Source organism: Leucobacter sp. NPDC015123, assembly GCF_043080205.1.
In the GTDB taxonomy this organism is placed as follows: domain Bacteria; phylum Actinomycetota; class Actinomycetes; order Actinomycetales; family Microbacteriaceae; genus Leucobacter; species Leucobacter aridicollis_A.
On the sequence record NZ_JBIBVH010000007.1, the window covers coordinates 120,799 to 143,912 of the forward strand.

Genomic DNA, 23,114 nt, shown 5'->3' on the forward strand with positions numbered 1-23,114 from the left:
CCAAGCTGACCCAGCCCGACCCGTAGCCATGTGATCGGCAATAGAACTGTCAGGAATTGCAGTGTTGGGCATTGAGAGCGCAGAAAGCATGCGCAACGCAAGCCAGCCCTGACCGACGCAGTCCCCAGCCCAGCCCAACTCCGGGCGAGGACGGCATAGCCCCGATAGCGAAGCGGTGAACACACGGGGAGGGCGCCACCGCATGGTGACGCCCTCCCCGTGTGTGAGCCCTGAGGGCTCGAACCTGGTGCTGAGCCTTACTCCGAGATGACCGGGCCGAAGGCCGCGGGCAGCGTAGCCTCGACCGATGCGCGAAGCTCGGCGAGGGGGAGCGTGAAGCGATCCTGAACCTCGATGGCCGCGTCAGCGCCCGCAAGATCGGTGACGCCGATCTTGAGCACCGGATAGTTGCGACCTTCGCAGAGGCCGCGGAACTTCACGTCCTCCTCGTGAGGAACAGCGACGAGCACGCGGCCCTGAGTCTCCGAGAAGAGTGCGGCAACAGCGTCGACGCCGTCGCGCTCCATGATCTCGGAGATCCACACGCGAGCGCCGATACCGAAGCGGAGCGCACCGTCGACGACTGCCTGCGCGAAGCCACCCTCAGACAGGTCGATTGCCGCCGAGAGCAGGCCGCCCTGGCTTGCAGCGTGGAGCAGCTCGGCGAGGGTGCGCTCAGCATCGAGATCCGCCTTCGGGGGGAGCCCGCCGAGGTGTGAGTGCACTGCTTCTGCCCACGCCGAACCGTCGAGCTCGTCGCGGGTCACGCCGAGCAGGTAGAGGTTCTCGCCCTGATCCTGCCAGCCCGAGGGGATGCGCCGCGCGACGTCGTCGATGATGCCGAGCACGCCAACGACAGGGGTCGGGTGGATCGGAGTATCGCCGGTCTGGTTGTAGAACGACACGTTGCCGCCGGTGACGGGAACCTCAAGCGCGAGGCAGGCGTCTGACAGGCCCTCGACAGCCTGCGAGAACTGCCACATGACCTCGGGGTTCTCGGGGCTGCCGAAGTTCAGGCAGTCGGTGACGGCCGTCGGCACGGCGCCCGAGGTGGCGACGTTGCGGTACGCCTCGCCGAGTGCGAGCTGCGCGCCAGCGTACGGGTCGAGCTGGCAGTAGCGGCCGTTCGCGTCTGTCGAGATTGCGACACCAAGGCCCGTCTCCTCGTTCACGCGGATCATGCCAGCTCCGTCGGGGAACGACAGGGCGGTGTTGCCACCAACGTAGTAGTCGTACTGGTTCGTCACCCACGACACGTCAGCCTGGTTCGGCGACGACGAGACCGCGAGTAGCTGCGCGCGGAGTGCCTCGCCGTCCTCGTCGCGTGCGAGGCCAGCGGCGTTGACCGAGTCGGCCTGGAGTGCGTCGATCCATGATGGGTATGCGACGGGGCGCTCGTAGACGGGGCCGTCGACCGCGACAGTCGAGGGGTCAACGTTCACGATCTCCTCGCCGCGCCAGTTGATGACGAGGCGGTTCGTGTCGGTGACCTCACCAAGCACGCTCGTCTCGACGTCCCACTTCGCGGTCACCGCGAGGAACTCGTCGAGCTTCTCGGGGGCGACGATCGCCATCATGCGCTCCTGGCTCTCCGACATGAGGATCTCCTCAGCGGTGAGCGACGGATCGCGCAGGAGCACGCTGTCGAGCTCGATGAACATGCCGCCGTCGCCGTTCGCAGCGAGCTCGCTTGTCGCGCACGAGATGCCTGCAGCACCGAGATCCTGGATGCCCTCGACGAGCTCGCCCTGGAACAGCTCGAGGCAGCACTCGATGAGCACCTTCTCTGCGAAGGGGTCGCCGACCTGCACCGCGGGGCGCTTCGTGGGGCCGCCCTCATCGAACGAGTCGGAGGCGAGGATCGACGCACCGCCGATACCGTCGCCACCGGTGCGGGCGCCGAAGAGCACGACCTTGTTGCCGAGGCCGGAGGCGTTCGCGGTGTGCAGATCTTCGTGGCGGAGGACGCCGACGCCGAGCGCGTTCACGAGCGGGTTCTGCTGGTAGACGCCGTCGAACACTGTCTCGCCGCCGAGGTTCGGGAGGCCGAGGCAGTTCGCGTACGACGAAATGCCGGAAACGACGCCGTGGACAACGCGGGCGGTGTCGGGATCGTCGATTGCGCCAAACCGCAGCTGGTCCATGACCGCCACGGGGCGTGCGCCCATCGAGATGATGTCGCGGATGATGCCGCCGACGCCGGTCGCGGCGCCCTGGAACGGCTCAATGTATGAGGGGTGGTTGTGGCTCTCCACCTTGAACGTGACTGCGAGTCCCTCGCCGACGTCGATGACGCCCGCGTTCTCGCCCATGCCGACGAGCAGGCGCTCGCGCATCTTGTCATTGACCTTCTTGCCGAACTGGCGCAGGTAGATCTTCGATGACTTGTACGAGCAGTGCTCGGACCACATCACCGAGTACATCGCGAGCTCGCCCGAGGTTGGGCGGCGGCCGAGGATCTCGCGGATCTTGTCGTACTCGTCTGGCTTAAGCCCGAGGGCCGCGTACGGCTGTTCTTTCTCGGGGGTGGCAGCCGCATCGGCGACCGTATCGGGGCGAATGGGAGAGGCAGCGAAGTCAGTCACCCCCTCAGTCTACGCGGCTTTCGGGCCCAGGAATTCCGCCGTCGTCCCCAGCGCTTTGGCCCCCGCATAAAACAGTGAAATGGCGGCAGAATGAGGCTTTTCTGGCCCTTCCCGGGTGACAGGTGTCACACTAGGGGTATGAGCGAACAGCATGCGCCACAGCCGGCCCCACAGGGTGTAGACCTCAACGCCGCCCAGGCGTTGGCGGGTGCCGAGCCCGGTAAGAAGAAGCTTTCGATGTTTCTGCGGGTCAGCATCATCCTGCTGATCGGCCTCACTCTTGCCTCGATTTCGCTGCTGTTTATTGGCGACTTTGAGGGGCGCTTTGAACGCATCTTCTCGACGTTCGCGCTTTTCGCGGTCTTTGTCGTGCTGACCGCGATTGACACGAGTCGTGATCGAGCGAACGAGTGGTATGCCCCCGTCGCCCTGATTGCGAACACGTACATCCTCGGGCTGTTGCTCGTCGTGATTTGGATGACGCCGTACGATTCGTTATCGCTCATGTTCCAGATCTTCTGGAAGTCATTCCTGGTAATCCTCGTCACCCGTCTCGTCATTCTCTGCTGCGAGCTGCTCCTTCGCAGCGGCAAAGACGACGACGAGGCTGGCAACCGGTTTGCGTTCATCACGAGCGTGCTTGCAGTTCTCTCGGGCATCTTGTTCACAGCCCCCGTCGGAATTGAGGCCTTCAGCCTCCACGTCCCCGACATGTACTGGAAGATCGCGACTGCGGTGCTGATCCTCACAGCGCTCGGACTCTCCGTTACGCTGCTGTTGCGGTGGGCGAACAACTCGGAGGAGCGCTCCGCGAGGCGCGAGGCAGACAAGGCCGCGCAGCGAGCTGCGGCAATTGCAGCGCCGGCGAGCGTCTCGGGCGGCGCCGAAGCAACGAGCGCAGCGCAGACTGCTCCGGCAGCAGAGTCCTCGCAGGTTGCACCGCCTCTTCCGCAGGCCGCAAACGAGCCGCAGGCAGTCGCACCTCAGTCGCCTCCTGCGCCGCACTCCGGGCAGGCGCCGACCGAGGTGCTGCTCCCGTGGCCGACGTTTGCAGACGGCAGGCCGATCCCTGCGCGGCCCGATGGCCAGCCTGACTTCTCGGTGCCCGGGGCGCCGCTTCCGCCCACGTTCTAGCTGAGAAGGTGCGCGGCTCGCGCTGTGGCGCGGGCGGCAGGCAGCCGAGCCTGGCGCATGGCGGACCGGGAGTGCGAGCGGCCCTAGACTAACTGGGTGAATGCTGCAGTAACCCCACTTGTACGCCCTATTCGGGTAGCTGAATACCCCGCCGAAGTGGCACTCCTCGACGCCGCATATGGGGCAGGCCCCTACGCGGCGGAGCTTGCCGGCGACCCTGAATGGGAGCGCTCGGTGAGCGACGTCGCAGGGCGCGATGCCGACGGCCAGGTCATCGTTGTCGAAGAAGCTGGCAGGCTGCTCGGCGCGGCCTCCGTGCTTCGGCCAGAAAGCTCGCACGCGAAACTCGCGAGTACAGGGGAAGCCGAGCTTCGCCTCGTCGCAGTAGATCCGAACGCGCAGGGGCGCGGCATCGGGGAGGCGCTCGTGCGCGCTGGCCTTGAGGTTGCGCTCGGCTGGGGGCGGTCGACCCTACGTCTGGACACGGGTGTGCGCAACCCCGCTCAGCGGCTCTATGCCCGCCTGGGGTTTGAGCACACGGTTGAACTCGATGCGGAGCGCACGAGCTCGGGCTACGGCGAGTCGTTGACGTACCGCTACGCGCTGCAAGACAGGGAAGACGTGCGGGTGCGGCTGATTCGCGACGAGGAGATCTCGGAGGTGAGCGAGCTTGTACTCGCTGCATACCGCGACGACTACCCCCACCTAGCCGCCGACTACCTTGCAGATATCGCCGACGTCGCGGCGCGCGCCGCAACGCACTTCGTGTGGGTCGCGGAGGACGTTGCCACTGGCGATCTGCTGGGGACGGTCACCAGCCCGAGGCATCGCGAGCAGCTCACCTCCGCCTCCGAGCCAGGGGAGATGGATATTCGGTTGCTCGGGGTCTCGCAGGCCGCCCGTGGGCGAGGGATCGGCGCCCTCCTCATGCGGAGTAGTGTGCGCCTCGCAAAGATCCGGGGTGCGAGTCGTCTCGTGCTCGAGACGAGCCCGATGATGGAGTCGGCGTGGCGACTGTACGAGCGCCTGGAGTTTTCAAGGCTCAGTGACCGAGATCGCTCAATCACCCTCGCCAGCGGCGATGAGTTGCGGCTGTTGACCTACGGATTCGAGCTCATGGCCTAGTTCGAGGCGCGTCGGCGCCCGGGGTGGTAGGGGAAATGCCCAGATCAACGTGACAATTTCAGCAATCACTTGAACATCAGATGAATTGGAGGTTAGGGTTACCTAAGTGGGTTCCAGCGTTGGGCGCATCCCGGGCCACGGGATCCAGCACGGAACCCTTTTTCGCTTCCACCCGGAAGCCGGCGCGCCAGAACCCGAACCCCCGTCCAAAGGAATTCATTACCGTGACTCTCCGTACCTCTCGTAAGCCGCGCCTGCTCGGCCTCGCGGCAATTGCCGCAAGTGCCGCCCTCGTGCTGTCGGCCTGCAGCTCCTCGCCGTCTGAAGAGACCGATGCGAAGCCCGAAGCCGGCGCAACTGTTTCGATTACCGACAACTTCGGCACCGTCGACGTACCCGTGAACCCTGAGACCGTTGTCGCGCTCGACAACCACGTTTTTGAGACGCTCACCGAGTGGGACATCGACCTCGCGGCAGCGCCGAAGGGCATCATGGGGTCTGTCTGGCCTGGCTACACCGACAACGACGATGTCGTAGACATCGGGTCGCACCGCGAGCCGAACCTCGAGGCGATCGTCGCGGCCCAGCCCGACCTCATCATCGCCGGTTACCGTTTCGGTGACTCGTACGACGACATCAAGAAGCAGAACCCCGACGCCGTGGTCATCGACATCGCTCCCCGCGAGGGTGAGGATCTCATGAGCGAGCTGAAGCGTGGCAACACGATCCTCGGCCAGATCTTCGACCACGAGGAAGAAGCCGAGGCGACAAACGCTGGGCTCGACGAAGCAATCGCCGGCGCCAAGGAGGCCTACAACGGCAGCGACACCGTCATGGCAGTGAACACCTCAGGCGGCAAGATCGGCTACCTCGCTCCCGGCGTCGGCCGGTCGGTCGGCCCCGTGTTCGGTGCCCTCGGCCTGGTTCCCGCGCTCGAGGTTGAGGGCGCGTCAAGCGACCACCAGGGCGACGACATCTCGGTCGAGGCGATTGCCGCCTCGAACCCAGAGTGGATCATCGCGCTCGACCGTGACGCATCGTTCGCTCCCGAGGAGCGCGAGGAAGGCTCGGCCCCGGCAGCCGAGCTCATCGCCGGCTCAGAGGCGCTGAAGAACGTGCCCGCCGTCACCAAGGGCAACATCATCTACCTTGACGCGAACTTCTACCTCACTGAGGACATCCACGCGTACACCGAGCTGTTTGAGCAGATCCAGGCGGCATTCGCAGCAGCATGAACGTGAACCGCACGTCTGCCGGCAACGGCGATGGAGGAACGCCCGCTCGAGAGAGCGGGCGTTCCCGCGTTCGTCAGGTGGCGCCGCGATCAAGCATCGCGACTGCGCTTCCTGACGCCGCCGACGAGATCGCCCCCGAAAAGCGGGCGCGAGTGTGGCCGCTCGCGGTAGCCACCCTCGTCGTCGCAGCTCTCCTCGCACTTTCGCTGTTCGTCGGCGTCTACGACATCACAGACGGCGAGCTCGGAGCCGAAATGATGTGGATCACGCGAGTCCCGCGGACAGTTGCGCTCATGCTGGCGGGTGCCGCCATGGCCGCGAGCGGGCTCGTCATGCAGATGCTCACGCAGAACCGTTTCGTTGATGCGACGACTTCCGGCACGACCGAGTGGGCGTCACTCGGGCTCCTCCTCACCGCGATCGTCGCGCCGAGCGTCGGCCTCGTCGGACGCATGGTCGTTTCGAGCCTGTTTGCCTTCATCGGGGCGATGGCCTTCATGCTGATCCTGCGCCGGATCGTGATCCGGTCGACACTCGTCGTTCCGCTCATCGGGATCATGCTCGGTGCTGTGATCAGCGCACTCACAACGTTCCTGGCGGTGCAGTTCAACCTGCTGCAGATGGTTGGCACCTGGTTCATGGGGAGTTTCACGAGCGTCGTCCGCGGACGCTACGAGGTGCTCTGGATCGTCGCGATCGTCACGCTGCTCGTCTTCCTGCTCGCCGACCGCATCACCGTTGCTGGCCTCGGCCGCGAGGTAGCGACGAGCGTCGGCATGCGCTACGAGACGATCCTCATCGCGGGAACCGCCCTCGTCGCGGTTGCCGCCGGAGTGACAACCGTGGTCGTCGGCTTTCTGCCGTTCCTCGGCCTCGTTGTACCGAACGTCGTCGCGACGCTGCGCGGCGACAACGTCCGCAGCAACCTCCCGTGGGTGTGCCTGGGCGGTATCGCCCTCGTCACGGTGTGCGACATCCTCGGGCGCGTCGTCCGAATGCCGTTTGAGGTACCCGTGTCAATGGTGCTCGGAATGGTCGGCGCTGGAGTCTTCATCACGATCCTGATGCGGGGGCGGTCGCGTGCGTGAACCCATCCAGCTCAGCCCAGCTGGCGAGCTTCCGATCCCGCCCGAGCCGGCGCTACCGCGCTGGCGTCAGCTCCTCCCGATCGCGATCGTCTTCGTGGTCGCGATCCTCCTCGCGGTGGCCATTCTCACGTACGCGAACCCGGCGCAGCCTGGCAGTTCCGGATTCTGGGTGATCGTCCGCTCCCGCGCAGCCTCGCTCGGCACGATCGCGCTTGTCGCGGTCTGTCAGGCAGTCGCGACAGTGCTCTTTCACACGGCGACGTCGAACAGGATCCTGACCCCGTCGATCCTCGGCTTCGACGCCCTCTACGTGCTCACCCAGACCGCGCTCGTGTATGTCTTCGGTACCGCAGCGTCTGGCCTCGAGGGAATCCCGAAGATCCTCGCGCAGAGCGGGCTCATGGTGATCTTCGCGACCGCCCTCTACGGGTGGCTGTTCTCGGGCAAGCGCGCGAACCTGCACCTGCTGCTGCTCGTTGGTGTTGTGCTCGGCATCGGGTTCGGGTCAATCTCGACGTTTATGCAGCGAATGCTCACGCCGAGCGAGTTCGACGTGCTCAGCGCGCGACTCTTCGGCAGCATAGGCAACGGCAACATCGAATACCTGCCGTTCGCGGCGACGATTGCGCTCGGGATCCTCGTGTTCGTGTGGCGCCGCCGCAAGGTCTACGACGTCGTCGCGCTCGGGCGCGACGCCGCGGTCAGCCTCGGCGTGAACTACAGGCGAGAAGTCGTCACGATTCTTGTGCTCGTCGCCGTGCTCATCTCAGTGTCGGTGACGATGGTGGGGCCGATGACGTTCTACGGCTTCCTCGTCGCGACGCTCGCCTACCAGTTCGCCCGCAATGACTCGCACGCTGAGATTATCCCGCTCGCGATCGGCATCGGCCTCGTCACCCTCCTGGGGGCGACCTTCGTGCTGAAGCACATCTTCTCGGCCGGCGGCCTCGTCACCGTGATCATCGAGTTCGCTGGCGGCCTGCTCTTCCTCATCGTCCTGCTCAGAAAGGGGCTGCGTTGATCCAGCTCACCTCCGTCGGCAAAGACTACGCCGGCAAGCGCGTGCTCGGCCCGATCGACCTCACCATCGAGCCCGGCGGCATCACCGCGCTCATCGGCCCAAACGGCGCAGGCAAGTCGACGATGCTCACAATCATCGGCAGGCTGCTCGGAGCCGACGCCGGCACCGTGACCGTCGGCGGGCTCGACGTGACGAAGGCAAAGCCGAAAGAGCTCGCGAAGGTCGTGTCAATCCTGCGCCAAGAGAATCACTTCATGGCGCGTCTGACCGTGCGCCAGCTCGTGACGTTCGGCAGGTTCCCGCACTCAGCCGGGCGCACAACCGAGGCTGACAGGCGTGCGATTCACGCCGCGATCGCGTTCCTCGACCTCGCGGGCATGGAGGACCGGTTCATCGACGAGCTCTCGGGCGGTCAACGCCAGCGCGCGTTCGTCGCGATGGTGCTCGCGCAAGACACCGACTACGTGCTGCTCGACGAGCCGCTCACCGGTCTCGACATGCGGCACGCCGCCGGCATGATGCGGCAGTTGCGTGCTGCCGCAGATGCGCTCGGCAAGACGGTTGTGCTCGTCGTGCACGACGTGAACTTCGCGTCCGCGTACGCCGACAGGATCATCGCGCTCGCCGACGGTGAGCTCGTGGCGTCGGGTACTCCCGACGAGATCATGACGCCCGAGGTGCTCGAGCGCGTCTTCGGCACCGAGGTCGAGGTCATCGAGCACGCGGGGAACAAGGTCGCGATCTACTACAGGGTGGAGTAGCCCGCGCGGCGCGGGCGAGGCGCCTGGCCCGCGCCTGGCCTGGCCCGTGCCTGGCCTGGCCCGTGCCTGGCCCAGCCCGCAAAACAGGCCCATTTCTGCAAGACCACCTGTTTCCGACGGTAGGGAAGGGGTGATCCTGCGACGAACGACCTCTGTGGCGGACTCGCCGGTCGTAACGGCGCTGGAGTGCGCGAAAGGCCGGGGGAGCGTGGTGCTCCGCCCGGCCTTTCGAATCGGTGGGCGCCGCGTCGGCGCCTCACCTATCGGCAACGCTAGACGCGCGCCGCGATCGCGTTCAGCGCGCTCTCAAAGAATGCGAGGCCGTCAACGCCCGAGCGCATCGCTGCCGAGGTGTCGGGCCCGAAGCCCTCCTCGATTGCGTGCTCGGGGTGGGGCATGAGGCCGACAACGTTGCCGCGCTCGTTCGTGAGCCCGGCGATGTCGTTGAGTGAACCGTTCGGGTTGACGCCTGCATAGCGGAACGCGACGAGGCCGTCGCCCTCAAGCTGCTTCAGTGTCTCGTCGCTCGCGATGTAGCCGCCGTCACCGTTCTTCAACGGGATGACGATCTCCTGGCCCTGCGTGAACGAGCTCGTCCAAGCGGTCGACGCGTTCTCGACGACGAGGCGCTGATCGCGGCGGATGAACTGCTGGTGCGCGTTCCGGATCAGGCCGCCGGGAAGCAGGTGCGCCTCGACGAGCATCTGGAAGCCGTTGCAGATGCCGAGCACCGGCATGCCCTTGCCTGCCGCGTCGATAACCTCGGTCATGATCGGGGCGAGGGCAGCGATCGCGCCCGGGCGCAGGTAGTCGCCGTAGCTGAAGCCGCCGGGGAGAATAATCGCGTCAACATCCTGCAGGTCGTGGTCAGCGTGCCAGAGCGCGACGGGCTCGGCGCCGACGAGGCGAACAGCGCGCTGCGCGTCGCGGTCGTCGAGCGAGCCGGGGAAGGTGACTACACCAATGCGCGTCGCCATTAGCGTGCCTCGACAGCGACGCCGTCGACCGAGATCGCTACGACGTCCTCGATGACCGAGTTCGAGAGGATCTCGTCTGCCATCTGGCGAACCTCTGCGAGCACCGCTTCGGTAACCTCGCCCTGCACGGTGAGCTCGAAGCGCTTACCGATGCGCACGTTCTCAAACTTGCCGTGACCGAGGCGCTCAAGCGCTCCCGTCGTCGCCTTACCCTGGGGGTCGAGGAGTTCGGCCTTGGGCATGACATCAACAACAATCGTGGGCAAGGAGTGCCTCCAGGTTCGCGAAATAAACGGGATGCGTACCGGATAAGTCTACCCTGGCAGTACACGGCGCGTTCGCCCGGCGCTGCCGTCTCCCGCCAACCGTTTGGAGGAGTTACGTGAGCAACACTTTCTTGCCCAGCGAATACCCGATTGTCGCCGCGCCGATGGCCGGCGGTGCGACCACTGTCGAGCTCGCGGCTGCTGCGGGCGCCGCCGGCGCATTCCCGTTCCTCGCCGCTGGCTACAAGACGCCGGATGCGCTGCACGACGAAATCTTCGCACTGCGCACGGGCACGAGCGACTTCGGCGTGAACCTGTTTGTGCCGGGCAGGCCCAGGGTGAACCGTGAGAGTTTCGCTGGCTACGCGCGTGCAATCACCGACGAGTTTCGGGCTTATGGGCTGAACCCGAATCCCGACCCTGTTGATGACGATGACGCCTGGGGCGAGAAGCTTGCGTTGCTCCGAGAAGACCCAGTTGCCGTCGTCTCGCTCACCTTTGGGCTGCCGCCCGCGAGCGAGATCGCGCTGCTCAAGCGCGCGGGCTCGATCGTCATGGCGACAGTCACTTCGCCCGCTGAGGCCCGGGAGGCCGAGGCGGCGGGCGTTGACGCGCTCGTCGTGCAGGGCCCCGGTGCGGGAGGGCACTCGGCGACGTGGGATCCCGATCGCAGGATCGCTGACGGGTCAACCGCTGACTCGCTTGGCGCTGCCGCGGCGGCGTCGCGCTTGCCGCTCGTGGCTGCTGGTGGTGTCGAAGCCGCCGCAGACGTTCAGGATCTCCTCGCGAACGGAGCCGAAGCTGTTGCGGTCGGCACCCTGCTGCTCCTCACCGACGAAGCCGGCACATCGGAGACGCACAGGAGGGCGCTCGCTTCAGGCGAGTTCGATGAAACCGTCGTCACGCGCGTCTTTACTGGGCGCCCTGCGCGCGCGCTCCGCAACGGGTTTGTCGAGCGGCATGCGCACGAGGAGATCACCGCGTACCCGGCGGTGCACCACCTGACTCGGGAACTCCGCAAGCGGGCGGGCGCCGCTGGCGACCAGGACAGGCTGCACTTGTGGGCTGGAACTGGCTACCGAAAGGCAAGGACCGAGCCCGTCGCCCAAGCCATTGCGCGCCTTGCTGAGGGGCTCTAGCCGGGTGAAACGCGGCCTCACCTCGCAGCGCGGCTGAGTCGCCGATCGCGAAGAGTGGGCCGCGCAACCAGCTCGGTCACCCGCCCGGCCGCGCCGCCGCTGTGTCGCCGAGCCGCCGCTAGGCCGCCGCCACTGTGCACCTGCGCCGCCGCTGCACTGCCGCTAAGCCGCGCTCGGGTTGAACGCTGGCTCTTCGCCCGTCAGCCGCACGTAGAGCTCCCGGTAGCGGGCGTACGTCTGCTCAACGATCTCGGCGGGCAGAACGGGCGGCACGCCTTGCTTGTCCCAGTTCGCGGCCAGCCAGTTGCGCACGATCTGCTTGTCGAACGACGCGAGTCGCTCAGCGCCCGAGAGGTTTTCATCGAAGTAGGTTGACGCATCCCAGTAGCGGGAGGAGTCGCTCGTGAGCACCTCGTCGGCGAGTACGAGCTCGCCTGTCACGGGATCCTTGCCGAACTCGAACTTCGTGTCAGCGAGCACCACGCCGCGCTCGGCGGCGAGCTCGCGAGCCTCGGTGAAAATCTTGAGCGAGGCGTCACGGAGCGCCTCCGCGACCTCCTTGCCAACGAGCTCAACCGACCGTTCGAACGTGATGTTCTCGTCGTGCTCGCCAAACGGTGCCTTGTATGCGGGAGTGTAGATGGGCTCGTCGAGCTGATCGCCGTCTGAGATTCCCGCGGGCAGCTCGATCCCGCATACTGCACCGGTCTGCTTGTATTCGGCGAAGCCCGACCCGGTGAGGGCGCCGCGTACGACGCACTCAACTGGGTACATCTCGAGACGGCGCGACACGACCGCCCTGTCGGCGACAGTGTCCGGAACGGCGGGCGCGTCACCCTCGATCGCGAGGTGGTTCGCGAGGGGGATGCGTGAGAACCACCAGTTCGACAGCGCAGTGAGGAGCGCCCCCTTCCCAGGGATTGGCGGTTCGAGTACGAAGTCGAACGCGCTCACCCGATTGCTCGCGACGACGAGCAGGTAGGGGGAGGTCGCAGCGTCGGTACCCTCCGGTACGTACAGGTCGCGCACCTTCCCAGAGTAGGTGTGTGACCAGCCGGGCAGCGCAAGGGGAGTGGGAAGTGCGTTCACGCCCCCATTCTCCCACCTCATCTCGCCTCACCGCGTCACAGTGTTGCTTCCTTCGAGGTGCGCCGTGGCGAGCGCGAATAAGATGAGTGCAACAGATCTGGAGGGTGAGTGCCATGGCGGTTGTCGGACCGGTGATTGCGCGGATGCGGGCAAAGGCGTCGCGGGAGACCGCGTGGCAGTACATCGCTGACCCCGAGCTCCGCGCTGAGTGGTGGCCGGACGTCGAGCTCGACGTTGTCTTTGGCGGCGCTGTCGCCGAGCGTTGGACCGCTGAAACTGCGGAAGCCGCGAGCCGCAACGCTGTCGGCACCGTGGACGTGCTTATCGAGGGCCACGCGCTCGGCTTCCGGTGGCGCGACGGCGATGACCCGCACGAGACTGCTGTGCTCATTACGTTCCGCTCGCAGGGCGACGAGACGGACATCATGGTGACTGAGACAGGCTTCGGCGTCTTCCCCGATGCGTTCGAGCGCACCGCCGACGCTCAGCAGAGCTGGATCGATCTGCTCACCGACTATGTCGCGGTTGCCCGTGAGGCCTCAACCGAAGCCGTAGGTGCGGGGGACGAGGTTGCGGCAGGTACGGTCGATGCGGCTGACGGTGCCGACATCGATCAGGATCAGCTCGCGGAGCGCAACGAACCCGCAGCTCCTGCGGGCGTAGCTGAGGGCGGCGAAGCCGCTGAGGCGGAGGTGGTTGATTCGGCTGAGACGGCTGACGCGGATGATGTGCTCGGCTTGGCTGAACTCGGTGACGGTGCGGAACTCGGTGACGAGGTCGAACTCAGTGGCGAGGGCGCGGAGGCCGAGGTCGCTGAAGCTACGGAGACTGCCGAACTCGGTGAGGAGGATGCGGAGGCTCAGGTTGCTGACGCGGTTGGACCCTCCGGAGAGGGCGGAGACGGTGCTGATGAAACGGACGGCACTGACGACGCTGAGGACGCTGGCGACATCGGCGACACCGACGAAGCCGACGACACCGACGCTCTGCCTGAGATCGAATCGCTGTTCGACGCCGACGAAGACCAGGGCGCCGAGTCTGAGATTGACGAGTCCGAGGGCGCCGAAGTCGGCGGTGAAGAAGAAGACGAAGGCGACGAGGAAGACAAAGCCCTCGATTTTGACAGCCTCATCCGCGGAGACCTCGGGGACAAGGCGTAGCTACTTCCTAGGCGCCCCTGCTGACGGGGCTTGAGGCAGGCCTATCCGGGTCCCGCGCAAATCTGACGGCGCCAACCTGACCGCGACGACCTGACCGCGACGACCTGACCGAGCCAACCTGACCGAGCCAACCCCACCGTATGCAAAAGGCCGTTCGTATGCCCAGATCGAGTGATTCGGGCATACGAACGGCCTTTCGCATGCGTACTGCGAGTGCCGGCCAATGTGTACAGCGACCGCCGGCCGCTGTGCACTGCGAGTGCCGGCCAATGTGTACAGCGCCGGCGAGCGCCGGCCGCTGTGTACTGCGCGTGCCTGCCGCCGGCAAGGCATCGGAGCCAGGGAAGCTACGCCACGCGCTCCGCGATGTCGGTGCGGAACTGGCCACCCTCAAGATCGATTTCGTTCATGGCGGAGTAGGCCCGCGCCCGAGCCTCCGCGAAGTTCTGGCCGCGTGAGACGACGCCGAGCACGCGCCCGCCGGTTGCGGTCCAACCACCGGCAGGGGTCCGCGCGGTGGCGGCATGTACGAGGTGCACGCCGGTGACTGCCTCGGCTGCCTCAAGCCCGGTGATCTCCCGCCCTGTCGCGACGTCACCCGGGTAGCCTTCGCTCGCGAGCACGACGATCATCGCGGGCTCCTCCGAGAACTCGGGGGCGGGAAGCGACGCAAGGTCGCCCTGTGCTGCAGCGAGCAGGTACGCACTCAGCGGCGACTCTAGGCGGGCGAGTACGACCTGCGTCTCGGGGTCGCCGAAGCGAGCGTTGAACTCGATGACCTTCACGCCCTTTGGGGTGACGATGAGGCCGCAGTACAGGAGCCCAATGAACGGGGTGCCCTCAGACTCGAGCTGCCGCACGGTTGGGATAGCAACGTCTCGCTTGATCTCCTCAACGAACGCCTCGGTGCCACCAGGCAACCATGGCAGCGGCGAGTACGCGCCCATACCGCCGGTGTTGGGGCCCTGGTCGCCGTCGAAGATGCGCTTGTAGTCCTGCGCGGGGGTGAGTGCGACAACGTCGTGACCGTCTGCGAAGAAGAACAGCGAGACCTCCTGGCCGTCGAGGAATTCCTCGACGAGTACCTCGCCGTGCGGCGCCCAGGTAGCGATGTGGTCGATCGCTGCGTCGCGATCTTCAGTCACAAGCACGCCCTTGCCGGCGGCGAGCCCGTCGGCCTTCACGACGTACGGAGCACCGAACTCGTCGAGCACCGAGCCGGCTTCGGCAGCGCTCGCGACCTTCGCCGCGCGACCGGTAGGCACGCCTGCCTCGTCCATGATGCGCTTCGCGAACGCCTTGGACCCTTCGAGCTGGGCTGCGTCGGCGTTCGGCCCGAATACTGGAACTCCGCCTGCGCGCAGCGGGTCAGCCACGCCTGCGACGAGTGGTGCTTCGGGGCCGACGATGACGAGGTCGAAGCCGCGATCCGAGACAAACTTTGTGACGGCGTCGGGATCGGTGAAAGCGAGGTCGACGGTCTCGACGCCGCTCGCGGCGATGCCGGCGTTGCCTGGGGCGCAGACGATGCTGTGCTCAGCGTCTTCTGAGAGCAGGGACAGGACGATGGCGTGTTCGCGGGCACCCGGCCCCAGGACGAGAATCTTCACCCTTCAAGGATAGTCTGAGCAGATGGCCAGACGTAGGATTCAAGCGGCAGACGGGCTCGCCGCGCTCGCCGCAGTTGAAACGGGAAGCACCGACCGCACTGACGTCGCGACGTCGGTGCGATTCCTCCTTGAAGAGCTCGCTGAACTCGCACCGGGGAAGTCTGTCGAGGTGCGTGTGCCGCCGTATGGCGCGGTGCAGTGCGTGGGCGGGCTCACGCACACGCGTGGCACGCCGCCGAACGTCATCGAGACTGACGCAGAGACCTGGATCGGGATCGCGACTGGCACGCTCGACTGGGACGAGGCGATCGCCTCTGCGCGCGTGCTCGCGTCGGGTTCGCGAGCGAACCTCGAGGGGCTTATCCCAGTCATCCGCCGCCGCAGCTGAGTATCGCGCTCGGGGCCCGAGGCGGCGCCGACCGTCGCTTCGATGAAACCCACACGTGAAACCTGAGAGAATAGCCCCATGTCAAGCGAAACTCAGCAGTCTGTCGAACTCCAGCGATCGGTGCGCATTGGCCGGCTGTTGATCGTCGGTGCAATCGCTGGTGCGGTCGTGGGCGCGCTCGTCACGACGCTCTACAAGGTGCCAGAGGGCGCCCTGTACTCGATCGGTCAGATCGCCGGGTTCATGCTCATCATTGGCGGCGCTGTTGGGCTCACGCTTGGTGGACTGCTCGCCCTGATCCTGACCGCCGCCGCGAAGCGAAAGCGTGGAACTGCAGTTCTCGAACACACTGTTGTTGTTGACGAGGGGCTCGAGCCCGCGGCCGACGAGGCAGCATCGACTGACGAAGCGGCCGCCGGTACCGTTACCGATGTCCCCGCCGAGCAGCCGGGCGATTCCGGGACCGCTGAAAAAACTGAGGAAGAACGCGGCTGACGCGCAGCACTCTGTGCAATAATCAGCCAGTTCGTATTGAAAGGGGCTCGTCATGATTCAGGGACTGAGCGGACCGCACCTCATTGTTATCGTCTTCATCATCGTGCTGCTGTTCGGCGCACCGAAGCTGCCTGCGCTCGCAAAGAGCCTCGGTCAGTCGGCGAGGATCCTGAAGCGCGAGGTCTCGAGTGACGACCCTGTTGACGGTGAGGGTCAGGCCTCCGAGCCCACGAAGCCGAGCGGTACCACCGGAGCAAACTAGCGCTGGAGCCGGGTGCGCCTCGGCCAAGCTCAATCCCGGACCGGTACGTTCTCTCAGGGTTGTCCGCGCGCCAAACTCCGATCTGCGGTAGTTTTGTCGGAAGCGTTGAACAGCGAGGAGTGCGTTAATCATGATCGGCAACATGGGTGGTCCCACCCTCATCGTCATTGTTTTCATTGTGCTGCTGTTGTTCGGTGCGCCGAAACTGCCGGCGCTCGCGAAGAGCCTCGGCCAGTCAATGAAGATCCTGAAGAAGGAAGTTCGCTCGGACGACGAATCGACGACGAAGACTGACGACGCCCCCAAGGGCGATGACAGCGACGCCCCGAAGAAGAGCGAGTAGCGCACAACCCAAAGTTTTGAAGCCGCCGTGTTTGTTGCAAACGCGGCGGCTTCGCTGTTTCGCCTCAGTCCGCGTGCTGACCCTTCGATCCGCCAGCGACAGCCAAGGCCCATGCGACCTCGACGAGAGTGTCGAAGTCTCCGAGTGAGGACTCCGTCAGCTCCTCGAACTTTTGCATCCGATAGCGCAGCGTGTTGGGGTGTACAGGCAGGCTCTTCGCGGCTGCATCGACGCGCAAGCCGTGCTCGATGAAAGCGCCAATTGAATCGAGGATCAGTGCCCCGAACTCACCTTCTGCAAGCACAGGATCGATGTAGCTGCGCCGCAAGAACTCGTTGAGGGCGGGCGACGCTGGCACGCCAATACGCCAACTCAAGTCGGCGAGAGTGCTCCGCCCCGACCGGCCCAAGAGCTCGGCCGTTGCTTGCAGTTGCTGGGCGAGCCTGTACGACTCGGGAAGCATCTGCCATTCGCCAGGTGAGCCTTCGGAGTAGCTGATTGTTGCGGGAAGAGTCTCCCCGACCGCGACGTAGCCGATGGCTCGGCCCTGGTCCATGAGGAGTGTGTCAGGCAACGGTGCTGGCAGCGGCACGGGGAGCGGTGCCGTCACGATCGCGCGTACGGGTCCGGACCCCGCGAAACGGGAGCCCGCGGCCCGGTGCTCGGCTTCGGTGAGGTCTCCAGTGAGCAGACGCCGAACGAACTGCTCGAGCTCCTGCTTTCGCGCGACTTCGTCGGCGATCTGGATTTCTCGGTACGCGAGCGAGATTCGCGCCGAGAAGGTGTCGCCAAGATCCCACAGGAGTGTCGACGCGCGCAGCGCGACCCGGGGGTCGAGCCCTCGCTCCCCGGTCAGCTCAATGACGCGGTTCTGGATCACCCGCAGCGACTCGCGGAACCCGCCCATGATGTCGGTGATCGACAGCCCCTGGGCCAGCCGTTCGCTTGTTGAGAGTGCAGCTTCCCAGATTTGCTCGGGCGGCGGGCTGACGCCTGATCGGAGCGTCTGGATTGCGAGCGCCCGGTTTCGGTGAACGGCCTCGATGAGGTCTGCTATTGGCACGCTGGCATACGCGGGAAACTGAGACCTGCCTCGTTGGATCACTGTCTCCGCGATTGAGTCGTCTCGTGAGAGCTCCTCGAGGATCTCGTCGAGTCGCTCAGCGGCGGTGGCCGCTGTGGGCTCGCGGCGGTCTGGCCTTGGCATCGGCACCCCGATCGTCGTTGGAAAAAAGCATGGCTGTGCTGCAAAACTCTTGGAATTCTAGCTATTGCTTGGATGTTTCGACAACGCCAGACTCATTCCTGAGTGAAACGCATAGCCAGGAGAGCCCCGAACAGGCAGCCGCTCTTGGAATTCAACAAGGAGGTTGGCGTTGGCCGCACACACAGACTCATTGGTGCCTAGCGAGGGCAAATACACCGATCCGCTTCCGCAGCCCAGGCCGCTCAACGGCCCGAAACAACTCCTCGCTGCGTCTGTTGGGAACGCCGTAGAGTGGTTTGACTGGTACATCTACTCGATTCTGGCGATCTACTTCTCGACACAGTTCTTCCCTGCCGAAGCCGAGAGCAGTTTGGTGCCGCTCCTCGGAACGATGGCAGTTTTCGCAGTCGGCTTCTTCGCCAGGCCACTTGGCGGGTTGCTCATTGGCTACCTCGCTGACAGGTTCGGACGCAAACGGATTCTTGTGCTCACTGTGCTCGGCATGGGTATCGGCTCGCTCATGATCGCGTTCGCCCCGACCTACGCCCAAATCGGCGTGTTTGCGCCCATCATTCTTGTGGTGGCTCGCCTTGTGCAAGGGCTCTCAGCAGGCGGCGAGTACGCCGCAAGCTCGGCGTTCCTTGTCGAATCCGCGCCGGCAGGGAGGCGCGGGTTCTACTCGAGCTTCTTCTACATCAGTGCGACGGCTGCGAACCTGCTCGCGATCGGTATCGCCGCGCTCCTCACCAATCTGCTGACCGCTGAAGACATGGTGTCCTGGGGCTGGCGCGTGCCATTTATCATCGGCGCAGTCGCGGCATTGATCGCACTGTGGGTGAGGTCGCATGCGGAAGAGACGCTCCGCGAGGATCAGGTCGCCGCGTCGGCTCGCACGCGTGGCAATACTGGGCGGGTGAGGGTGTTCTCGTTCTTGAAGCACCACCCAAAGAGCGTGTTCTTTGTGTTCGGAATGACGGCATCGTCGGCGATCGTCTTCTACATTTGGACGGGCTTTCTCCCGACCTACGCGAATATCGCGGTTGGCTTCGACGTGAAGCAGGGCCTGACCGCGAGCCTCATCTCGCTCACCTGGTTCCTGCTGTTGCAGCCTGTCATGGGCGCACTGTCTGACCGCTTTGGTCGTAAACCTCTCCTTATCGCGTTTGGTGTGTTCTTCACCGTTGCTACGGTGCCGTTGCTCGGCGCACTTGACGATTCCTTCGCAAGCTTCCTGGCTGTGCAGCTTCTTGGCGTGACATTCATCGCCGCCGCAACCTCGATCGTTCAAGCGGTCTTCAGCGAGCTCTTCCCGCGCAAACTGCGCTCTGCCGGAATCGGATTCCCATACGCGGTCTCAGTCGCGCTCTTCGGAGGCACCGCGCCGTACGTGGCGACATGGATGGCATCGCAGGGGAACATCAGCGGCTTCGCCTGGTACATCTCCGGCATCAGTCTGGTCTCGCTCATCATCATGTGCTTCGTCCCCGAAACCTACAAGAAGGAGCTCAACTAATGAAGCTTGCCCCGGTGTGGATCGCGGGAGTAGGGATGACCCCGTTCGGAATCCACCGCGATCTGACAGTCAAGAACCTCACGGCGATGGCGGTGCGCGAGGCGCTCGCCGATGCATCGGCGACGACGGCGGACGTCGAGGCTGTGTTCTTCGCGAACACGACGCAGTCGCCGCTGGAGGGGCAGCACATGGTGCCGGGGCAGATCGCCTTGCGAGAGCTTGGAATTCAGGGTGTGCCCGTCGTGAACGTCGAGAACGCGTGCGCAAGCGGAGCCTCGGCATTCCATCTTGCGGTGGCGTATGTGCGCTCGGGGGCCGCCGACATCGCCCTCGCTGTCGGAGCTGAAAAGATGAATGTCGAGGATCGGGCGCTCGCGATGTCGGTGTTCGACGGTGCATACGATGTGAGCGCACCGGATGAGCTCGCGCGCGTGCTCCAAAAGCTTGGCGGAGTGGCGGACCCGGCATCCGGCCCGAGCTCGAGCTTCATGGACATCTACGCGGCGATGGCGCGAAACCACATGGACACGTTCGGCACCACGCAGCGGCAGCTCGCGGTGATTGCTGAAAAGAACCACCGCCACTCGGTAGAGAACCACCGGGCGCACTACCGCAAGCCTATGAACGCCGACGAGGTACTAGCGGCACGGGCACTCGCATTCCCGCTGACGGTGCCGATGTGCGCACCCATTACCGACGGCGCCGCCGCCGTGCTCGTCTGCTCGGAGCGCGGCATGGCTCGCCTCCGGAGCACCGCCGGGGTGCGCGTGCTTGCATCGGCGCTCGCGACCGGCATCGACCGCGACTTCACGACGTTCGAGGGTCACGTGAGCGGAGCGGCAGCCCGCCGCGCATACGAGCAAGCCGGGCTCGGCCCCGACGATGTTGACGTCGCAGAGGTGCACGACGCGACGGCGTTTGGGGAGCTCCTGCAGCTCGAAGTACTTGGATTCTTCCCGCCGGGGGAGGCGGCTGCTGCCGGTGAGCGCGGCGCGACGAGTATCGGCGGCGTGCTTCCCGTGAACCCTTCGGGCGGTCTCGTCTCGAAGGGCCATCCGCTCGCCGCGACCGGTCTCGGGCAAATCTTCGAACTCGCGGAGCAGCTCAGGGGTCGCGCGGGATCGCGTCAGGTGTCGGGCGCACGCATCGCGCTCGCCGAGAACGGCGGCGGGTTCCACCGCGGCGAAGAAGCAGTGGCCTCTGTCATCATGTTGGGAGCACAGTAACGATGGTCACCGCAGTTTCGTTCTTTGACCGCGGCTGGCGGATCAACCCAGACAAGCCTGCCTACGTCTCCGCAGATGAGTCGTGGACGTTTGACGAGGCGCGGCGCATGTCGAATCAGATGGCCCGCAGTCTCGCCGAGCTCGGCATTGCGCAGGGCGGCAAGGTCGGGGTGCTTTCCCCGAACGCGCCCCTAGCCTGGCTCTGCGTGCTCGCCGCTTGGCGCATCGGCGCCGTGTGGGTACCGCTGAACCCCGATCACCCAACTGACGAGACCGCGCAGCTGCTGACGCGTTTCGGGGTCGACGTGCTCGTCTACCACCCAGAGCTCGACGAGCACGTGGCGCAGATTCGCGGGGAGGCGCCTGGCGTCAAGCATCTGGTGTCGCTCGGGCCAGCCGGCGGCGACCCCGGCGACGTCGATCTCACTGCCTGGGCGAGGAGTTTCCCGGACACCGCGCCCGCCTTCGACGTCAGCGCCGACGACGTCGCGGTCATCGCACCGACTGGCGGCACGACGGGCCTGCCGAAGGGCGTCATGAATACACACCGCAACGTGTCCGTGATGGTCGCACACCAGATGCTCGCGATGCGGTACGGGCAGCACGACGCCCAGGTGAACCTCGCCGCGGCGCCGATGACGCACTCCGCAGGCTTCTCATCGCTGCAGGCATCAGCGCGCGGCGGGACGACCGTCATTATCCCGCGAGCGTCGACCGATGCCGTGCTCGACGCGATCGAGACGTACGGCGTCACCGAGCTCTTCCTGCCGCCGACGGTCATCTACCGGCTGCTCGACCGCCTCGAAGACGAGCAACGAGACCTCTCATCCCTCCGCTACCTGCTCTACGGCGCTGCTCCGATGTCGACGGAGAAACTGCGGCGTGGACTCGAACTGCTTGGACCCGTGTTCCTCGAGGTCTACGGGCAGATGGAGGCAGTCGCCGCGATCAGCTTCAAGCTCCCGCAGGATCACCTCACGGAGACAGGGGAGATCGCAAACGCCGAGCGCCTCGCGTCGTGCGGCCGCCCCGGCCCGCTGATCGAGGTCACCGTCCGAGACCCGCTCACGTTCGTGGAACTGCCCGCGGGAGCGACGGGCGAGATTTGCGTGCGCGGCGATCTCGTCATGAAGGGCTACTACGAGGACCCGGAGAAAACCGCCGAGACGATCGTCGACGGTTGGCTTCGCACTGGCGACCTGGGACATCTCGACGCCGAGGGGTACCTGTTCATCACCGACAGGTCGAAAGACCTCATTATCTCTGGCGGCTTCAATGTGTACCCGAGCGAGGTCGAACAGGTGCTGTGGGGCCACCCGGCTGTGCTCGATTGCGCAGTGATCGGGGTGCCGCACCCCGACTGGGGCGAACAGGTCACTGCCGTCGTCGAGCTGCAGCCGGGAGGGGGCGCGTCTGAGGCCGAGCTTCGCGCCCACTGCCGAGAGCTGCTCGGCGGGGTGCGCACTCCGAAGCGGGTGTACTTCACTGAGCTGCCGCGGAGCGCGAATGGCAAAGTGCTGAAGAAGGAACTACGCGGCGGGGGCGAATGGATCGCGGATGCCCTGCTGGGGTCCTCGAACGCCGAGAGCCGCAGCACGCGGCAGAACGGAGACGCACATGCGAGACCTTGACGGAAAGATCGCGCTCATCATCGGCGCCGGAACGGTCGGCGACGAGATCGGCAACGGCCGCGCGACCGCGCTCCTGATGGCGAGTCATGGCGCGCATGTTGTGTGTGTCGACCGCGACGAAAGCCTAGCGCGTCGCACCGCCGAGATGATCGTCGACGCGGGCGGTGCCGCGGAGAGCTTCGGAGTCGACGCGACCGACGAGGCTGCTGTCGCGGGCCTCGTCGGTTCGGTGATTCGCGCCCACGGGCGAATCGATGTGCTCGATAACAACGTTGGTATCAGTCTCCTCGGCGGGGTCACCGAGGCGTCAGCTGACGACTGGGATCGCGTGCTTGCCGTGAACCTCAAGACCGCAGTGAACGCGATGAAGTACGTCATCCCGCACATGGTTGGCCAGGGGTCGGGGGCTGTCGTGAATATTTCCTCGATCGCCGCGCTTCGGTGGGGCGGGACCGCGTACGCGACCTACTACACGTCGAAGGCCGCGCTCACCCATTTGAGTCGGACGACGGCCCTTGAGTTCGCCGCAGCGGGCGTTCGCGTGAACACTGTCTCTCCGGGGCTCATCAAGACGCCGATGGTCGCGAACACTGCTGGCCTCGCGAGCGCCTACGGCGCCGAGAGCGTCGAGAAGATGTGGGCCGAGCGCGACAAACAGGTTCCCCTCGGCCACATGGGAGATCCGTGGGACGTCGCGGAGGCTGCGCTCTTCCTCGCGAGTCCGCGAGCGAAGTTCATTACCGGGGCCGACCTGGTTGTCGATGGCGGAATGACAGTGCGCGCGGCCTAGTCCCCTGAACGGGAGCGGGGTGTCGGGCATACGCCAGGACACCCCGCTCGCGCTATGTCAGCACCCCGG

22 protein-coding genes are annotated in these 23,114 nt (G+C 65.4%); 16 read left to right on the forward strand and 6 right to left on the reverse strand.

Features of this window, described 5'->3' with window-relative positions; genetic code table 11:
• Window positions 1–257 precede the first annotated feature (257 nt).
• Window positions 258–2,585, reverse strand: a complete 2,328-nt coding sequence (gene purL, locus ACF07D_RS13335; protein ID WP_391505227.1) for a phosphoribosylformylglycinamidine synthase subunit PurL — start codon at window positions 2,583–2,585, stop codon at window positions 258–260.
• 138 nt (window positions 2,586–2,723) lie between these two features.
• Here purL and ACF07D_RS13340 point away from each other — a divergent pair, with 138 nt between their 5' ends.
• The 6 genes from ACF07D_RS13340 to ACF07D_RS13365 all read left to right on the forward strand — a co-directional run bounded on the left by ACF07D_RS13340 (window position 2,724) and on the right by ACF07D_RS13365 (window position 8,949).
• Window positions 2,724–3,719: a hypothetical protein gene (locus ACF07D_RS13340; protein WP_391505228.1), complete on the forward strand. Its 996-nt coding sequence runs from the start codon at window positions 2,724–2,726 to the stop codon at window positions 3,717–3,719.
• Window positions 3,720–3,815: 96 nt separating this feature from the next.
• Window positions 3,816–4,844 carry a GNAT family N-acetyltransferase gene (locus ACF07D_RS13345; protein WP_391505229.1) on the forward strand — a complete coding sequence of 343 codons (1,029 nt, stop codon included), beginning with the start codon at window positions 3,816–3,818 and terminating at the stop codon, window positions 4,842–4,844.
• 224 nt (window positions 4,845–5,068) lie between these two features.
• Window positions 5,069–6,079, forward strand: a complete 1,011-nt coding sequence (locus tag ACF07D_RS13350; protein WP_255808985.1) for a siderophore ABC transporter substrate-binding protein — start codon at window positions 5,069–5,071, stop codon at window positions 6,077–6,079.
• Window positions 6,080–6,156: 77 nt separating this feature from the next.
• On the forward strand, window positions 6,157–7,167 hold the full coding sequence (locus tag ACF07D_RS13355) for an iron chelate uptake ABC transporter family permease subunit (RefSeq protein WP_391505230.1): 1,011 nt from the start codon (window positions 6,157–6,159) through the stop codon (window positions 7,165–7,167).
• Window positions 7,160–8,188 carry an iron chelate uptake ABC transporter family permease subunit gene (locus ACF07D_RS13360; protein WP_119281341.1) on the forward strand — a complete coding sequence of 343 codons (1,029 nt, stop codon included), beginning with the start codon at window positions 7,160–7,162 and terminating at the stop codon, window positions 8,186–8,188. The genes ACF07D_RS13355 and ACF07D_RS13360 overlap by 8 nt, the downstream gene beginning before the upstream one ends.
• Window positions 8,185–8,949 (forward strand): ABC transporter ATP-binding protein, encoded by a 765-nt coding sequence (locus tag ACF07D_RS13365; protein ID WP_119281340.1) that lies wholly within the window; start codon window positions 8,185–8,187, stop codon window positions 8,947–8,949. The genes ACF07D_RS13360 and ACF07D_RS13365 overlap by 4 nt, the downstream gene beginning before the upstream one ends.
• Before the next feature lie 272 nt (window positions 8,950–9,221).
• Here ACF07D_RS13365 and purQ read toward each other — a convergent pair whose 3' ends face one another.
• Both purQ and purS read right to left on the reverse strand, forming a co-directional pair.
• Window positions 9,222–9,926, reverse strand: coding sequence for a phosphoribosylformylglycinamidine synthase subunit PurQ (purQ, locus tag ACF07D_RS13370; protein ID WP_391505231.1), 705 nt, complete (start codon window positions 9,924–9,926; stop codon window positions 9,222–9,224).
• On the reverse strand, window positions 9,926–10,192 hold the full coding sequence (gene purS, locus ACF07D_RS13375) for a phosphoribosylformylglycinamidine synthase subunit PurS (RefSeq protein WP_391505232.1): 267 nt from the start codon (window positions 10,190–10,192) through the stop codon (window positions 9,926–9,928). The genes purQ and purS overlap by 1 nt, the downstream gene beginning before the upstream one ends.
• A gap of 116 nt (window positions 10,193–10,308) precedes the next feature.
• Here purS and ACF07D_RS13380 point away from each other — a divergent pair, with 116 nt between their 5' ends.
• Window positions 10,309–11,331 carry a nitronate monooxygenase gene (locus ACF07D_RS13380; RefSeq protein WP_391505233.1) on the forward strand — a complete coding sequence of 341 codons (1,023 nt, stop codon included), beginning with the start codon at window positions 10,309–10,311 and terminating at the stop codon, window positions 11,329–11,331.
• 162 nt (window positions 11,332–11,493) lie between these two features.
• Here ACF07D_RS13380 and ACF07D_RS13385 read toward each other — a convergent pair whose 3' ends face one another.
• Window positions 11,494–12,420, reverse strand: coding sequence for a phosphoribosylaminoimidazolesuccinocarboxamide synthase (locus ACF07D_RS13385; RefSeq protein ID WP_391505234.1), 927 nt, complete (start codon window positions 12,418–12,420; stop codon window positions 11,494–11,496).
• A gap of 113 nt (window positions 12,421–12,533) precedes the next feature.
• Between ACF07D_RS13385 and ACF07D_RS13390 the strand changes: the two genes are divergently transcribed.
• On the forward strand, window positions 12,534–13,580 hold the full coding sequence (locus ACF07D_RS13390) for an SRPBCC domain-containing protein (protein ID WP_391505235.1): 1,047 nt from the start codon (window positions 12,534–12,536) through the stop codon (window positions 13,578–13,580).
• Window positions 13,581–13,927: 347 nt separating this feature from the next.
• Here ACF07D_RS13390 and purD read toward each other — a convergent pair whose 3' ends face one another.
• The gene (gene purD, locus ACF07D_RS13395; RefSeq protein ID WP_391505236.1) at window positions 13,928–15,190 is read right to left on the reverse strand and encodes a phosphoribosylamine--glycine ligase; all 1,263 of its coding nucleotides are present in this window, start codon (window positions 15,188–15,190) and stop codon (window positions 13,928–13,930) included.
• A gap of 22 nt (window positions 15,191–15,212) precedes the next feature.
• Between purD and ACF07D_RS13400 the strand changes: the two genes are divergently transcribed.
• The 4 genes from ACF07D_RS13400 (at window position 15,213) to tatA (ACF07D_RS13415) (ending at window position 16,678) form a co-directional block, all read left to right on the forward strand.
• Complete coding sequence (locus ACF07D_RS13400; RefSeq protein WP_391505237.1) at window positions 15,213–15,578, forward strand: sterol carrier family protein; 366 nt, start codon at window positions 15,213–15,215, stop codon at window positions 15,576–15,578.
• Window positions 15,579–15,656: 78 nt separating this feature from the next.
• Window positions 15,657–16,073 carry a hypothetical protein gene (locus ACF07D_RS13405; protein WP_391505238.1) on the forward strand — a complete coding sequence of 139 codons (417 nt, stop codon included), beginning with the start codon at window positions 15,657–15,659 and terminating at the stop codon, window positions 16,071–16,073.
• Window positions 16,074–16,125: 52 nt separating this feature from the next.
• Complete coding sequence (gene tatA, locus ACF07D_RS13410; RefSeq protein WP_119281326.1) at window positions 16,126–16,335, forward strand: twin-arginine translocase TatA/TatE family subunit; 210 nt, start codon at window positions 16,126–16,128, stop codon at window positions 16,333–16,335.
• A gap of 130 nt (window positions 16,336–16,465) precedes the next feature.
• Window positions 16,466–16,678, forward strand: a complete 213-nt coding sequence (tatA, locus tag ACF07D_RS13415) for a twin-arginine translocase TatA/TatE family subunit (protein WP_391505239.1) — start codon at window positions 16,466–16,468, stop codon at window positions 16,676–16,678.
• Window positions 16,679–16,742: 64 nt separating this feature from the next.
• Here tatA (ACF07D_RS13415) and ACF07D_RS13420 read toward each other — a convergent pair whose 3' ends face one another.
• Window positions 16,743–17,885, reverse strand: a complete 1,143-nt coding sequence (locus ACF07D_RS13420; protein WP_391505240.1) for a helix-turn-helix domain-containing protein — start codon at window positions 17,883–17,885, stop codon at window positions 16,743–16,745.
• 169 nt (window positions 17,886–18,054) lie between these two features.
• Here ACF07D_RS13420 and ACF07D_RS13425 point away from each other — a divergent pair, with 169 nt between their 5' ends.
• The 4 genes from ACF07D_RS13425 to ACF07D_RS13440 are packed head-to-tail and all read left to right on the forward strand — an operon-like array spanning window position 18,055 to window position 23,045.
• Window positions 18,055–19,398, forward strand: a complete 1,344-nt coding sequence (locus tag ACF07D_RS13425; RefSeq protein WP_391505241.1) for an MFS transporter — start codon at window positions 18,055–18,057, stop codon at window positions 19,396–19,398.
• A complete protein-coding gene (locus ACF07D_RS13430) occupies window positions 19,398–20,624 on the forward strand; it encodes a thiolase family protein (RefSeq protein WP_391505242.1) in 1,227 nt (408 codons plus the stop codon). The genes ACF07D_RS13425 and ACF07D_RS13430 overlap by 1 nt, the downstream gene beginning before the upstream one ends.
• A gap of 2 nt (window positions 20,625–20,626) precedes the next feature.
• On the forward strand, window positions 20,627–22,255 hold the full coding sequence (locus tag ACF07D_RS13435; protein WP_391505243.1) for a class I adenylate-forming enzyme family protein: 1,629 nt from the start codon (window positions 20,627–20,629) through the stop codon (window positions 22,253–22,255).
• Window positions 22,242–23,045, forward strand: a complete 804-nt coding sequence (locus ACF07D_RS13440) for an SDR family NAD(P)-dependent oxidoreductase (protein ID WP_391505244.1) — start codon at window positions 22,242–22,244, stop codon at window positions 23,043–23,045. The genes ACF07D_RS13435 and ACF07D_RS13440 overlap by 14 nt, the downstream gene beginning before the upstream one ends.
• Window positions 23,046–23,114 lie beyond the last annotated feature (69 nt).